Genomic DNA, 13,297 nt, shown 5'->3' with positions numbered 1-13,297 from the left:
TCCGGCGTTTGAGGACGAGGCCGTCCAGGCCGATCGGGGGTCTGGGGGCAGCGCCCCCAGCTCCCACCCGCGCCCAAGAACAACCCGCGCTCAACGAACAACCTGCACCGCGGAGCGCGCCCGCGCCCGGGACCGCGACACCGCCACACCCGCCAGACACAGCGCCCCGCCCGCCAGCGTGAACAACCCCGGCACCTCGCCCAGCGCCAGCCAGGACATCAGGACGACCAGTGCGGGGACGGCGTACGTGGTCGCGCCCATGCGACCGGCGGTCGTACGGGCCAGGGCGTACGCCCACGTCGTGAAGGCGAGCGCGGTCGGGAACACGCCGAGATAGACCATGTTGAGCGTGGCGGAGACCGGCGCGTCGGCAGCCTCGTGCACCAGTTGCCCGGCGAACGGCAGACAGACCACCGTGCCGACGAGACACCCGAACGTCGTCACCTGCAACGCACTCGCCCGCCCCAGCGCCGGCTTCTGCGCGACGACCCCGCCCGCGTACGCCACCGCCGCCAGCAGACACAGCACCACGCCGAGCACCGAGGAACCGCCCCCGCCCGACATGGACAGCCCCACGATCGCCGCACCGGCGAACGACACCGCCATGCCCGCCACCAGCCGCGGCGGCATCGCGTCGCCGAGCAGTCGCGCGCCGAGCAGGGCGATGAGGATCGGCCCGATGTTCACGACCAGGGCGGCCGTACCGGCGTCGACCTGCTGCTCGCCCCAGTTCAGGACCACCATGTAGAAGCCGAACCACAGCACCCCGGATATCGCGATCCCGCGCCAGGCAGACCTCGGCGGCACCCCTTCCCGCCGTAGGAGACACATCACGCCCAGTGTCAACGCCCCGGCGAGCAGCCGCCCCAGCGCGAGTGCGCCCGGCGAATACGCGTCCCCCGCGCTCCGGATCGAGACGAACGCGGAGGCCCACAGCACGACGGTGAAGGTGGCGGCACCGGCGGCGAGGAGGTCGGTACGACGGGACAGGTTCATCATGCTCCTGAGGCTAGGAGGGAGTAGGGGGGAGGGCTCGCGGATTTCGGACGTCAAGTCGGACGGGCAGGGGGGCGTTTGGCACTGGAACGTCGGCGCCTATCGACGGGCGCGAGCGGCAACTCCCCAGGGGTGTGGGGCTGTGTCGATATGCGGCTCCGCCGCGTGGGTGCGACCAGCCCCCGCGCACCCGCAGACGAACAACTACCGCAGCGCCTCCGCCCTGATCCCCAACAGCTCGTGCAAAGCCAGCTCACCCGCCCCCGTCACCTTCACGGCCCGCTCCGACCCGATCCGCACGCACCACCCGGCATCCAGCGCATGCCGGCACAACGCAGCCCCCGCGACCCCCGCCAAATGCGGCCGCCGCTCGGTCCAGTCGAGGCAAGCACGGGCAAGCGGACGCCGACCCTTACGTTCGAGGGGAATACCGACCGAGCCGAACCACCGCACCCCCGCGTCCGTAAGCGCGAACCCGGTGTCCTGCACCAGCAGTTGACGATCCGTCAGCGCATCAGTCACCGCGATACCGAGCCGCCCCGCCAGATGGTCATAACAGGTACGCCCACGCGCCATGGCAGACCCCGCACTCGACTCCCGCAGATTCCGCGGCCGCACGACCGCCCCCGGATCGACCTGCGAGGCCAGCTCCTCCATCAGCTGAGCCACCCGCGCGTCGGCAAGTCGCACATACCGATGCCGCCCCTGCCGCTCCTCGGCGAGAAGGCCGCCGGCGACAAGCTTGCCCAGATGCTCGCTCAACGTCGACGCGGCGACACCCGCGTGCCGGGCCAGCTCACTCGCGGTCCAAGCCCGCCCGTCGAGCAACGCCAGCAGACACGCGGCCCGCGTCTCGTCGGCGATCAGCGAGGCGAGCCGGGCCAGCTGGGGAGCCTGGGCATCCCTGGAGGTCATGTACTTCAGCATGGGCCACGGACACTTCGGTGCCCACCGAACTGTCCCGCCCGCAGAACTATGCGCTGCGCCGAACCTGCTCGTACTGCTGCGCCAGCCCGTCGAGCAGAGCAGTGAGCCCGGTCTCGAAGGCCCGCTCGTCGATCTTCTCCTGCTGCTCGGCGAGAAGGTGGGCCTGCCCGAGGTGGGGGTAGTCGGCGGGGTCGTACGCGCTCTCGTCGTCCACGAAGCCCCCGGCGAAGGAGCCGAGCGCGGAGCCCATGACGAAGTACCGCATCAGCGCGCCGATGGACGTGGCCTGCGCCGCCGGCCAGCCCGCGCCGACCATCCCGCCGTAGACGGCGTCGGCGAGGCGCAGCCCGGCGGGGCGGCGGCCGGGGCCGCGGGCGAGGACCGGGACGATGTTGGGGTGGTCGCGCAGGGCGGCCCGGTAGGAGACGGCCCAGTCGTGCAGGGCGGTCCGCCAGTCCCGGCCGTCCTCGAACATCGACAGGTCGACCAAGGCGCTCACCGAGTCCGCGACCGCCTCCAGGATCTGGTCCTTGGTGCTGAAGTGGTTGTAGAGGGACGGTCCGCTCACGCCCAGCTCGGCGGCGAGCCGGCGGGTGGAGACGGCCGCGAGGCCCTCCGCGTCCACCAGCGCGCGTGCCGTCGCGACGATCCGGTCGGTGCTGAGGAGGGGCTTGCGCGGTCGGGCCATGGCGCACATAGTAGGGCTGCGACCAGAAACTAGCAGTGCTAATTTAAATGTACGGCTTCCAAGGTCCGTCTTCTGCGTCTTCCGTGTCTTCTGTGGGGTGATCTCGTGGTGAACCTGGGGCTCAGCGAGGAGCAGACCGCCGTACGGCAGCTGGCCCGGGACTTCGTGGAACGCGAGATCGCCCCGAACGTCATCGCCTGGGACCGGGCCGAGGAAGTCGACCGGTCCCTCGTGAAGAAGCTCGGCGAGGTCGGTTTCCTGGGGCTGACGATCGACGAGGAGTACGGCGGCTCGGGCGGCGACCATCTCGCGTACTGCCTGGTGACGGAGGAGCTCGGGCGCGGGGACTCCTCCGTGCGCGGCATCGTGTCCGTCTCCCTCGGGCTGGTCGCCAAGACCATCGCGGCCTGGGGCGACGAGGACCAGAAGCGGCGCTGGCTGCCCGGCCTCACCTCCGGCGACTACATCGGCTGCTTCGGCCTCACCGAACCGGGCACCGGATCCGACGCGGGCAACCTCACCACACGCGCGGTCCGCGAAGGCGACGACTACGTCATCAACGGCACCAAGATGTTCATCACGAACGGCACCTGGGCCGACGTGGTCCTGCTCTTCGCCCGCTCCACGGACGCCCCCGGCCACAAGGGCGTCTCCGCCTTTCTCGTACCGACCTCCACGCCCGGCCTGACCCGCCGCACCATCCACGGCAAGCTCGGCCTGCGCGGCCAGGCCACCGCCGAACTGGTCCTTCAGGACGTACGCGTACCGGCCTCCGCGATGATCGCGCCCGAGGGCAAGGGCTTCTCCGTCGCCATGTCGGCCCTGGCCAAGGGGCGGATGTCGGTGGCTGCGGGCTGCGTCGGCATAGCGCAGGCGGCCCTCGACGTGGCGGTCCGCTACGCGGGCGAGCGCGAGCAGTTCGGCAAGCCCATCGCCCACCACCAGCTGGTGCAGGAGCTGCTCAGCGACATCGCCGTCGACGTGGACGCGGCACGGCTGCTGACCTGGCGCGTCGCCGACCTGATCGACCGCGGCCTGTCCTTCGCCACCGAGTCCTCCAAGGCCAAGCTCTTCGCCTCCGAGGCCGCCGTCCGCGCCGCCAACAACGCCCTCCAGGTCTTCGGCGGCTACGGCTACATCGACGAGTACCCGGCCGGCAAGCTCCTGCGCGACGCCCGCGTGATGACCCTCTACGAGGGCACCAGTCAGATCCAGAAACTCCTCATCGGGCGGGCGCTGACGGGGGTTTCGGCCTTCTGAGTCTGTGGCCTTATGAGTACATGGGTGAGTACTTCGGCGGATGTGGCGCGGGCCACGTCCGCCGACGCTTGTCCCATGAGTGACACACCGGGCAAGCAGCAGAACACCGCCGCCTTCTACGGCCAGGCGGTCGCCTCCTTCGCCGTCGCCATGGCGGCCACCGCGATCGGCATCTTCAAGCTCGACGCCGACGCCTGGGTGCGGGCCTTCCTGGCGATCGCCGTCCTGTATCTGGTCACCTCCGCGTTCACCCTGGCCAAGGTGATCCGCGACCGACAGGAGGCGGAGAACCGCGCCTACCACCCCTTCGAGAAGCTCTGAGCGGGCAGGCTAAGCGCTCGCTCAGCTTCGGCTGTATGGTGTTACCCCAGCCGGTGAGAGGGGCGAACGAGCGATGAGTACGGCGGAGGACACGGTCGGCGGCGAGCCGCAGCCCTGGGGCGAGGTCACGCCCGACGCGGCCCGGCGACTGCTCGTGGCCGCCGTGGAGGCCTTCGCCGAGCGCGGCTACCACGCCACGACGACCCGGGACATCGCGGGCCGCGCCGGCATGAGTCCGGCCGCGCTCTACATCCACTACAAGACCAAGGAAGAGCTGCTCCACCGCATCAGCAGGATGGGCCACGACAAGGCCCTCGACATCCTGCGCGCCGCGTCCGCGGGCGAGGGCAGCGCGGCCGAGCGGCTCGCCGTCGCCGTGAGTTCCTTCGTGCGCTGGCACGCTGGACAGCACACCACCGCGCGGGTCGTGCAGTACGAACTCGACGCGCTCGGCCCCGAGGCCCGCGCCGAGATCGTCGCGCTGCGCCGTCAGGTCGACGCCGAGGTGCGCGGAATCATCGAGGACGGTGTCGCGGCGGGCGAGTTCGAGGTGCCCGACGTGCCCGGTACGACGCTGGCCGTGCTTTCCCTGTGCATCGACGTGGCCCGCTGGTTCAACGTCGACGGAGCCCGGACGCCCGACGAGGTCGGCGCGCTCTACGCCGACCTCGTGCTGCGGATGGTGGGGGCCAAGCAGCCCCTGGGCAAGTAGCCCCTACAGGTAATAACGCGAGACCGACTCGGCCACGCACACCGGCTTGTCGCCGCCCTCGCGCTCCACGCTGAAGGCGACGCTCACCTGCACGCCACCGGTCACGTCGTCGACGCCGGTGATCGTCGCGGTGGCGCGCAGCCGTGAGCCGACCGGGACAGGGGAGGGGAAACGGACCTTGTTCGTCCCGTAGTTGACGCCCATCTTCACGCCCTCGACCTTGATCAGCTGGGGCCCGAACAGCGGCAGCAGCGACAAGGTCAGATAGCCGTGGGCGATCGTGGTCCCGAAGGGACCGGCGGCGGCCTTCTCGGGATCGACGTGGATCCACTGGTGATCCCCCGTGGCCTCCGCGAACAGATCGATCCGCTTCTGGTCGACCTCCAGCCAGTCGGTGTACCCCAACTGCTCGCCCACCGCCGCCTTCAGGTCGTCGGCGCCCGTGAAGATCCTCGGCTCTGCCATGTCCCGGCCTCCCGCATCGTTCAACTCTAAGCAACTGCTTAGCATGGTCGGACGCGAGGCCCCTGTCAACGGACCGGGGGAGTGGCGGGGTGGGTAGGCTTCGAGAGGTGCCCCAGATTCCCGAGAAGATCCACGAACTCACGGTCGGCCAGCTCGCCGCCCGCAGCGGCGCCGCCGTCTCCGCCCTGCACTTCTACGAGTCCAAGGGCCTCATCAGCAGCCGCCGTACCACGGGCAACCAACGCCGCTACGGCCGTGACACCCTGCGCCGGGTCGCCTTCGTCCGCGCCGCGCAGCGCGTCGGCATCCCGCTGGCCACGATTCGCGAGGCGCTCGCCCAACTCCCCGAGGAGCGCACCCCTACCCATGAGGACTGGGCACGGCTCTCGGAGGCGTGGCGCTCGGAGCTGGACGAGCGCATCAAGCAACTGAACCGACTCCGCGACCACCTCACCGACTGCATCGGCTGCGGGTGCCTGTCCCTGGACACCTGCGTACTGTCCAACCCGGACGACGCGTTCGGCGAACGCCTCACGGGCTCGCGCCTGATGGTGGAGCGCGCAGCCAAACAGACCGACTGACGACAACTGACAAACTCCGGCGAGGCCAATCGACCTAGGGGCGCGGGGCTGTGACATTAGCGGCTCCGCCGCGGGGCGCGACCAGCCCCCACCGGCTTGCGGCGTACAACCGCCCCAACCAATCGCACTGCTCAGCGACTCCGCACCGTCTCCGCCACCAACTGAGCGTTGGACACGGCCCGTACCCCGTCCGGCAGAACCAATGTGTCCTCCAGCCCAATCCGGGTGGCAAGCCCCAACCGCCCCGCCAGCCGCAACACCGGCCAGGCACCTCCGTCCTCGCCGTGCAGCAGCACAGCGCGCCCGTGTGCCGCGCCCAGGTCGGAAAGGAGGGCACGCGCCGACGCCTCCGCGCTGCTCGCGTCCCGGTCCGTCACCTCCGCCAGGACACGCAACACCCTTGGCCCGAGCGGCGAGACGCGGAAGCGGACGGCCGCGTCCGTGCCCGACCAGATGCCGGCCTCCACGCCCACACCTCGGTCGATCAGTGCCGCGGCGAGCTCCTCCGCGCCCGGCTCGTGCCAGTTGACCGAGGCGTGGTCCGGGAGCACCGTCCAGCTCAGCACCCGCTCCAGCCGGGCCGCCGGATCCGGCTCGGCCCAGGCGCCCGTGGTCACACCGACCGGCACCGACACCAGGGAACGTATGGCCTCCAGCGTCGCCGCGACCGCGCGCGGGGACAGTGTGTCGTGTCCGCAGGGGGACTTGGGGTGCACGTGGACGTCCGTCGCCCCGGCCGCGACCGCCTCGGCCGCGGAGTCGGCCATCGCTCCCGGAGAGAGCGGCACCATCGCGCCGTCGGCGGCCCCTCGGGGCCCGTTGAGACACACCTGGATCATGTCTCGATGGTGCCAAACACCACTGACAAAGGGGGGTGCGGCATCCCCGGCGCACCCCCGTCGTACTAGGCCGACATGAGCAGCAGCCGTCCGCGCCTGGCGCCTGCCAGGGCCTCGGCTGTCAGCACCGGACGCGGCACCACGATTCCGCAGTCCGTGCAGACCGGACCCGACGAAGGCTCGTGGGCCAGGTCGTACTTCCATATGAGGCGCTCCCCGCCGCACACCGGGCACACCGAGCCCGGTTCGCGCTCCAGGGCGGCGATCAGCCGTCGCAGCACCTCGGCCATTGGTTCACGGGGATGGATACGCGGGTCGTCGCACCAGGCGACACCGAAGCCGCCCCAGGTCAGCCGGTGCCAGTCGTCGACCGTGCCCGGCCGGCGCAACCCGTCGTGCTTCTCCTTCTTGCGACGCTGGGCGAACTCGACCTCGTAGGCGAGCCACACCGAACGCGCTTCCTCCAACTCGTCCAGTGCGGCCACGAGCCGCACCGGGTCGGGGGAACGGTCCTCGGGACCGAACCCTGCCCGGGAGCACAAATGATCCCAGGTCGCCCTGTGCCCGTAAGGGGCGAACCGCTCAAGGCACTTGCGCAGTGAGTACCGCCGCAGTGCCAGATCACTCCGCGGATCTCGCACCTGTCTCGCCAGACTCCGGAAACCGGCCATCGCCCTGCACCTCCGTCACACCTGCACCTGTACTTCGGTTACTTCGGCGTCGTCGTTCGGACGTTGCCGAATAGACGTATCGACAAGCGATTTGGCTCCATCCGATTTCGGATGTCCTCCATAAGTAGGTCGCCATGAACTTGAAAAGTGACGCATGTTCACCTTCAATCCCGGGGATACCGGCGGTAACGTCCGGCCTCACCCCCGTCGGTAGGAGCTGCCATGTCTCGGCGCACCTCACGCACGTTGCTCGACAGACTGAGAACTCCCCGAAGATTCCCCGGGTTCCTGAAGGCGGCAACCGTATGCACCCTCGTTGCCGCCCTTTTGTCTCCTCTTTCCCAAGCGGTGGCAGTCGACGCGACGGCGGCTACCGACTACTGCGGCGGCCAGTGCTCCGACATCCTCCCGCCCGGTGAGAACGGCAACGCCACCCTCGCGCAGATCCTGCTCAACCAGGCCTTCGGCTCCCAGCCCGCGCACGCGGAGGACCAGCTCGGCCCCTATGCCAACCTGGCCACGGGCCACACCACGCTCACCAACGCGACGATCAACACCTTCTTCAACGACGCCTCGTTCGGGGTCGCCTCCGACCAGGTCGAGTCCACCCTGAATCCCGCGGGCCGCACCGACGTGACGATCGTCCGCGACAAGAAGACCGGTGTGCCGCACATCACAGGCACGACCCGCTACGGCACCGAGTTCGGCGCCGGATACGCCGCCGCGCAGGACCGGCTCTGGCTCATGGACGTCTTCCGGCACGTCGGCCGCGGCCAGCTGACCACGTTCGCCGGCGGCGCCGCCTCCAACCAGGGCCTGGAGCAGGAGTTCTGGCGCAACGCGCCCTACACCGAGGCCGACCTCCAGGCGCAGATCGACAGCGCGATAGCGAAGAACGGCACCCGTGGCCAGCAGGCCCTCGCCGACGTCAACGCCTACCTCGCCGGCGTCAACGCCTACATCGACGCCTCCGACAGCGGCCGTTACTTCCCCGGCGAGTACGTCCTGACCGGCCACAAGGACTCCGTCACCAACGCCGGCACCATCGACCACTTCAAGATCACCGACCTGGTGGCGCTGGCCTCCGTGATCGGCGCGCTCTTCGGCTCGGGCGGTGGCGGCGAGGTCAACAACGCCATCTCGCTCATCGCCGCCCAGAGCAAGTACGGCGTCACGGAGGGCACCAAGGTCTGGGAGGCCTTCCGCGAGCGCAACGACGCCGAGGCGGTCCTCACCGTCCACAACGGCGAGAGCTTCCCGTACGCGGCCAAGCCCGACAGCCCACAGGGCGCGGCGCTGCCCGACTCGGGTTCGGTGACCACCGAGCCGCTGATCTACGACCCCACGGGCACCGGCGGCGACCAGGACGCCACCGCCGCCGCCGAGACGGCGACCACGAACGCCCTCAGCTCGGCCAGACGCGGTATGTCCAACGCCCTCGTCGTCAGCGGCAAGTACACCGCCAGCGGCCACCCTGTCGCCGTCTTCGGCCCGCAGACCGGCTACTTCGCACCGCAGCTGCTCATGCTCCAGGAGATCCAGGGCCCCGGCATCAGCGCCCGAGGCGCCTCCTTCGCCGGCTTGAGCATGTACGTCGAACTCGGCCGCGGCCAGGACTACGCGTGGAGCGCGACCACCTCGGGCCAGGACATCATCGACACGTACGCGGTCGAGCTGTGCCAGGACGACTACCACTACCTGTACCACGGCACCTGCACGGCCATGGAGAAGGTCGAGCAGGCGAACGCCTGGACGCCGACGACCGCCGACGGCACCGCGGCCGGCTCGTACACGATGCGTGTCTGGCGTACGAAATACGGTCCCGTCGAGTACCGCGCGACAGTCGGCGGCAAGAAGGTCGCCTACACGACCCTGCGCTCGTCCTTCATGCACGAGGCCGACTCGATCATCGGCTTCCAGATGCTCAACGACCCGGACTACGTGAACAGCCCGGCGACCTTCCAGACCGCCGCGCAGCACATCAACTACACGTTCAACTGGTTCTACGCCGACTCGACGCACACCGCGTACTACAACAGCGGCGACAACCCGGTGCGTGCCACCGGCGTCGACTCCGAGTTCCCGGTGTGGGCGCAGACGGCGTACGAGTGGCAGAACTGGGACGCGGCGACCAACACCGCCTCCTACACGGCCGCGTCCGCGCACCCGAACTCGGTCGACCAGGACTACTACATCTCCTGGAACAACAAGCAGGCCAAGGACTACGCCACCGCCTCCTGGGGCGACGGGTCGGTCCATCGCGGCAACCTGCTGGAGGACCGGGTGAAGAAACTCGTGGCCGCGGGCGGTGTGACCCGGGCCTCGCTGGTGAAGGCGATGGCGGACGCCGCGCTCGCCGATCTGCGCGCCGAGGACGTGCTGCCTGACCTGTTGAAGGTCATCAACAGCTCGACGGTGACCGACACCACGGCCGCCGCCGCGGTCAGCAAGCTGTCCACCTGGCTCACGGCCGGCGGGAAACGGACCGAGACCTCGGCCGGGTCGAAGGCCTACGCCAACGCCGACGCGATCCGCATCCTCGACGCCTGGTGGCCCCTGCTGGTGCAGGCCGAGTTCGAACCGGGCCTCGGCACCGACCTGTACACCGCCTTCACCGACAACCTCCCGATCGACGAGTCCCCGTCGGCCGCGCACGGCCCGACCGGCGCGCACGCGGGCAGCTCTTTCCAGTACGGCTGGTGGAGCTATGTCGACAAGGACATCCGGGCGGTGCTCGGTGAGACAGTCTCGGGCGGGCTCACCCAGAAGTACTGCGGCAGCGGCACCCTCAGCTCGTGCCGGGACACCCTGATCAGCACCCTGAAGACCGCGGCCGGCACGACCGCGGCCACGGTCTACCCCGGGGACGACCTGTGCTCCGCGGGCGACCAGTGGTGCGCCGACTCGATCGTCCAGAGCACCCTGGGCGGCATCAAGCACTACAACATCAGCTGGCAGAACCGGCCCACCTACCAGCAGGTGGTGGAGTTCACCTCGCACCGGTGAGGTGATGAAGTCCTAGTGCAGGAGCGGCGGCGGGTCACGCGATACGGCCCGCCGCCAGCACCACCTGCGCCAGCTCCCGGTGCACGATGTCGCTGTGCGCACCGGACGGCGGGCCGCCGCGCCTGACCACGGCGGCCACGTCGATGTTCACGCACCCGGACGTGGGCAGCTTCGCGTTCAGCGCGTCGGCGAGCTTCAACGCCCGCGTGCCCGGCACCGCCTGTACGCCGTCGTGCCCCATCGCACCCCACTTGGCGCCCAGCACCCTCCGCACGTCGAAGCCCGCGACCGACGCGGCGTCGTCAGCCATCCGCGAGGCCAGCGGATACACCGAGCCGAGCGCCGCGTCGAACGAGGAGTGGCAGCAGACCAGCGGGCCGTCGATGCGGTTCTGCTGACCCTGCAACACGCCGCCCGCCCGCGCGTCGTGCGGCAGACGTGCCGCGAACGCGTAGTGGGAGAAGGCCCCTTGGAGCAGCGTCACGGACTTCACCGTGCGCACCCCCTCGGGCAGCCCGCGCAGCGCGAACGACACCAGCCGCCCGCCGAAACTGTGCCCGACGAGATGAACCCGTACCTCCGGTGCCGCCGCGGCCAGTTGCCCGATCACCCGGCCGAGCCCGCGCTCACCGACGGTCCCCGCGCGTCGCTTCATCGTGTAGTACGTCGCCTGCCGCAGCAGTTCGTGCGCCCCGTCCCACGGGTTGGGCAGCGCGAACTCGCTCACCGCACCCGGGGATTCGGCCTCGGCGAGCTCCCGCGCGAACTCCTCGCAGACCATGGCCGTGGACCCCGCGAACATCAGGGGATCGCTCTGCGGCACGCCCTCGGCGAGGGTGTCCGCCGCGAACAGCAGCTGCGGGCCCGGAGGCACGACGTCGACCAGTGCCCTCACCAGCCGCCCGAACTCCTCCAACTCGGCCTCGTCATCCGGCTGTTGGTCCAGCATCCGGGCGATCTGGTCGATCACCGTCGCCCGGCCCGGGAAGGTCTCCAGAAGCGCGTGCCGGGTGTCCTTGTCCAGCACCGGACGCCGGGGCGGCTCGACGGCCGCCGACCGCGGGAAGTCCGGGATCGGCTCGTCCGAGAATCGCATCGACGGCCACACCACGCCCACGTACCCGATCTTGGCCTTCGGCACGAGCTCCGGGATCGGTGCGAAGAAACGGCTGTAGAGCCGGGTCGCGCCGGATCGGTCGTTGTTCCAGCCGTGCGCGAAGACGACCAGGTCACGCACGCCGCGCCGACGCACCTCCGCCAGCAGCCGGTCCCGCTCGCGGGCGTCCACATCGCCGTCCGCGTCGAACGTCAGCTCCCAGTACGGCGTCACGCTCATCACCGGATCCGCCATCACGGGCCCCCTTGTCCCCCGAAGTGGTGCTTTACGGGCGCATCGTCCCGCCACCGCGCAAGGTTGGCCATACGTCGTGGCTCATCTCGTGGCTCAGCTGTAGCGGAGGTATCCCTTCCGTACCTTCCGGAACGCCGCCAACTCCTCCTGCCAGCCCGCCACCACGTCGTCGACACCGGCCCCCGCGTCGATCGCCGTGCGCACCCCCGTGGAACCGGTGAGCTTGTCGATCCAGTTGTCGGAGCGCCAAGTGAAGCCGCTCCACACCTTCTTGGCGGTCACCAGGAGTGCGATTCCGGTGCGCACGGGGTCGTACGCGGCCCGGTCGTGGACGTGGATCTGCACGCCCCCGATCGTCTTGCCCTGGAACTTGGAGAAGGTGGGCGCGAAGTACGCCTCCCTGAAGTACACGCCGGGCAAGTCGAGTTCACCCACCTCGGCCGCCCATCGCCCGTCCAGCCCCTCCGCGCCGAGCAGCTCGAACGGGCGGGTCGTCCCGCGCCCCTCCGACAGGTTCGTCCCCTCGAAGAGACAGGTCCCCGAATACACGAGAGCGGTGTCGGGCGTCGGCATGTTCGGGCTCGGCGGCACCCACGGCAGCGCGGTGGCGTCGTAGAACTCCGACCGCTTCCAACCCGTCATCAGTACGGTGTCCAGCTCGACCGGCGTGGTCAGGAACTCCCCGTTGAACAGACCGGCCAGTTCCGCGACGGTCATTCCGTGCGCCTGGGAGATCGGCTGCCGTCCTACGAACGTGGCGAACTCCCTGTGCAGCACGGGACCCTGGGCTGAGCGGCCGGTCACCGGGTTCGGCCGGTCCAGCACGACGAACCGCTTGCCCGCGAGCTGGGCAGCCTCCATGCAGTCGTACAGCGTCCAGATGTAGGTGTAGAAGCGGGCGCCGACATCCTGGATGTCGAAGACGACGGTGTCCACGTTGGATGCCGTGAAGATGTCGGCCAGTGGCTGACCGCTCTTCAGATACGTGTCGTAGACGGGGAGTCCGGTCGCCGGGTCGTCGTAGCGGCCCTCGGAGCCGCCTGCCTGGGCGGTGCCTCGGAAGCCGTGTTCGGGGCCGAACACTGCCGTTAGGTTTACGCGGCTGTCTGTGTGCATGACGTCGACGATGTGACGGACGTCGCGGGTGATGCCGGTGGGGTTGGTGACGATTCCTACTCGGGCGCCGTTCAGGAGGCTGTAGCCGTCCGCGGCTAGGACTTCGAAGCCGGTGTGCAACTTCTTGCGGTGCTCGGCCGCAGTGGCTGGGGATGCTGTGGGGAGTGATGCGGCTGCCGTGGTCGCTGCGAGCAGGGCTCGTCTGGATAGGCGCATGGGGTGCACGGTATTGCTCCCGCAGGTCGTGTGGAAGGTGCGGACCGGTTGTGGCTGGTCGCGCAGTTCCCCGCGCCCCTGAGGTGGATCCAGCTCGGCCTTTCCTACTACATACCGACCGGTTAGTCTGGGGCTGCAGTCCAGGCGC

Annotated in this window: 13 protein-coding genes; 5 read left to right on the top strand and 8 right to left on the bottom strand. The window is 69.6% G+C overall.

The annotated features are described in order from the left end of the window. Positions 1 to 90: 90 nt before the first annotated feature. The 3 genes from AC5DRG_RS11455 to AC5DRG_RS11445 all read right to left on the bottom strand — a co-directional run bounded on the left by AC5DRG_RS11455 (position 91) and on the right by AC5DRG_RS11445 (position 2,611). Positions 91 to 999, bottom strand: coding sequence for a DMT family transporter (locus AC5DRG_RS11455; protein ID WP_491809906.1), 909 nt, complete (start codon positions 997 to 999; stop codon positions 91 to 93). 201 nt (positions 1,000 to 1,200) lie between these two features. After that, on the bottom strand, positions 1,201 to 1,911 hold the full coding sequence (locus tag AC5DRG_RS11450) for an ArsR/SmtB family transcription factor (protein ID WP_491809905.1): 711 nt from the start codon (positions 1,909 to 1,911) through the stop codon (positions 1,201 to 1,203). A gap of 58 nt (positions 1,912 to 1,969) precedes the next feature. Then, entirely contained in the window at positions 1,970 to 2,611 is a 642-nt protein-coding gene (locus AC5DRG_RS11445) for a TetR/AcrR family transcriptional regulator (RefSeq protein WP_491809904.1), read from the bottom strand. A 108-nt stretch (positions 2,612 to 2,719) separates the two neighbouring features. Here AC5DRG_RS11445 and AC5DRG_RS11440 point away from each other — a divergent pair, with 108 nt between their 5' ends. From AC5DRG_RS11440 to AC5DRG_RS11430, 3 genes are all read left to right on the top strand, one after another. Then, complete coding sequence (locus AC5DRG_RS11440; protein WP_491813015.1) at positions 2,720 to 3,871, top strand: acyl-CoA dehydrogenase family protein; 1,152 nt, start codon at positions 2,720 to 2,722, stop codon at positions 3,869 to 3,871. 75 nt (positions 3,872 to 3,946) lie between these two features. Continuing rightward, positions 3,947 to 4,192: a YiaA/YiaB family inner membrane protein gene (locus AC5DRG_RS11435; RefSeq protein WP_491809903.1), complete on the top strand. Its 246-nt coding sequence runs from the start codon at positions 3,947 to 3,949 to the stop codon at positions 4,190 to 4,192. A 73-nt stretch (positions 4,193 to 4,265) separates the two neighbouring features. After that, the gene (locus tag AC5DRG_RS11430) at positions 4,266 to 4,904 is read left to right on the top strand and encodes a TetR/AcrR family transcriptional regulator (RefSeq protein ID WP_491809902.1); all 639 of its coding nucleotides are present in this window, start codon (positions 4,266 to 4,268) and stop codon (positions 4,902 to 4,904) included. 3 nt (positions 4,905 to 4,907) lie between these two features. Here the strand turns inward: AC5DRG_RS11430 and AC5DRG_RS11425 are convergent, their stop codons facing one another. Next, complete coding sequence (locus AC5DRG_RS11425; protein WP_491809901.1) at positions 4,908 to 5,369, bottom strand: MaoC family dehydratase; 462 nt, start codon at positions 5,367 to 5,369, stop codon at positions 4,908 to 4,910. A 107-nt stretch (positions 5,370 to 5,476) separates the two neighbouring features. On the opposite strand from AC5DRG_RS11425, the gene soxR reads away from it, so the two are divergent. Next, positions 5,477 to 5,950 (top strand): redox-sensitive transcriptional activator SoxR, encoded by a 474-nt coding sequence (gene soxR / locus AC5DRG_RS11420; RefSeq protein ID WP_491809900.1) that lies wholly within the window; start codon positions 5,477 to 5,479, stop codon positions 5,948 to 5,950. Between the two features lie 131 nt (positions 5,951 to 6,081). Here the strand turns inward: soxR and AC5DRG_RS11415 are convergent, their stop codons facing one another. After that, positions 6,082 to 6,789: a 3-keto-5-aminohexanoate cleavage protein gene (locus AC5DRG_RS11415; RefSeq protein ID WP_491809899.1), complete on the bottom strand. Its 708-nt coding sequence runs from the start codon at positions 6,787 to 6,789 to the stop codon at positions 6,082 to 6,084. Positions 6,790 to 6,854: 65 nt separating this feature from the next. Then, positions 6,855 to 7,460 (bottom strand): hypothetical protein, encoded by a 606-nt coding sequence (locus AC5DRG_RS11410; protein ID WP_491809898.1) that lies wholly within the window; start codon positions 7,458 to 7,460, stop codon positions 6,855 to 6,857. 222 nt (positions 7,461 to 7,682) lie between these two features. Here AC5DRG_RS11410 and AC5DRG_RS11405 point away from each other — a divergent pair, with 222 nt between their 5' ends. Beyond that, positions 7,683 to 10,466 (top strand): penicillin acylase family protein, encoded by a 2,784-nt coding sequence (locus tag AC5DRG_RS11405; protein WP_491809897.1) that lies wholly within the window; start codon positions 7,683 to 7,685, stop codon positions 10,464 to 10,466. Positions 10,467 to 10,500: 34 nt separating this feature from the next. Here the strand turns inward: AC5DRG_RS11405 and AC5DRG_RS11400 are convergent, their stop codons facing one another. Further along, positions 10,501 to 11,817 carry a serine-threonine protein kinase gene (locus tag AC5DRG_RS11400; protein WP_491809896.1) on the bottom strand — a complete coding sequence of 439 codons (1,317 nt, stop codon included), beginning with the start codon at positions 11,815 to 11,817 and terminating at the stop codon, positions 10,501 to 10,503. A gap of 93 nt (positions 11,818 to 11,910) precedes the next feature. Further along, positions 11,911 to 13,149 (bottom strand): exo-beta-N-acetylmuramidase NamZ family protein, encoded by a 1,239-nt coding sequence (locus AC5DRG_RS11395; protein ID WP_491809895.1) that lies wholly within the window; start codon positions 13,147 to 13,149, stop codon positions 11,911 to 11,913. Positions 13,150 to 13,297 lie beyond the last annotated feature (148 nt).

It is taken from the genome of Streptomyces sp. JLBG701, assembly GCF_058544905.1.
This window is presented reverse-complemented; position numbering and strand designations above follow the sequence as displayed.

What these genes read in the sequence shown, in the direction of transcription:
- AC5DRG_RS11410 (WP_491809898.1), bottom strand. Translation starts at nt 7,460, where the DNA reads ATGGCCGGTTTCCGGAGTCTGGCGAGACAGGTGCGAGATCCGCGGAGT.
- AC5DRG_RS11455 (WP_491809906.1), bottom strand. Translation starts at nt 999, where the DNA reads ATGATGAACCTGTCCCGTCGTACCGACCTCCTCGCCGCCGGTGCCGCC.
- AC5DRG_RS11405 (WP_491809897.1), top strand. Translation starts at nt 7,683, where the DNA reads ATGTCTCGGCGCACCTCACGCACGTTGCTCGACAGACTGAGAACTCCC.
- AC5DRG_RS11395 (WP_491809895.1), bottom strand. Translation starts at nt 13,149, where the DNA reads ATGCGCCTATCCAGACGAGCCCTGCTCGCAGCGACCACGGCAGCCGCA.
- AC5DRG_RS11445 (WP_491809904.1), bottom strand. Translation starts at nt 2,611, where the DNA reads ATGGCCCGACCGCGCAAGCCCCTCCTCAGCACCGACCGGATCGTCGCG.
- AC5DRG_RS11415 (WP_491809899.1), bottom strand. Translation starts at nt 6,789, where the DNA reads ATGATCCAGGTGTGTCTCAACGGGCCCCGAGGGGCCGCCGACGGCGCG.
- AC5DRG_RS11430 (WP_491809902.1), top strand. Translation starts at nt 4,266, where the DNA reads ATGAGTACGGCGGAGGACACGGTCGGCGGCGAGCCGCAGCCCTGGGGC.
- AC5DRG_RS11425 (WP_491809901.1), bottom strand. Translation starts at nt 5,369, where the DNA reads ATGGCAGAGCCGAGGATCTTCACGGGCGCCGACGACCTGAAGGCGGCG.
- AC5DRG_RS11400 (WP_491809896.1), bottom strand. Translation starts at nt 11,817, where the DNA reads ATGGCGGATCCGGTGATGAGCGTGACGCCGTACTGGGAGCTGACGTTC.
- AC5DRG_RS11450 (WP_491809905.1), bottom strand. Translation starts at nt 1,911, where the DNA reads ATGACCTCCAGGGATGCCCAGGCTCCCCAGCTGGCCCGGCTCGCCTCG.
- AC5DRG_RS11435 (WP_491809903.1), top strand. Translation starts at nt 3,947, where the DNA reads ATGAGTGACACACCGGGCAAGCAGCAGAACACCGCCGCCTTCTACGGC.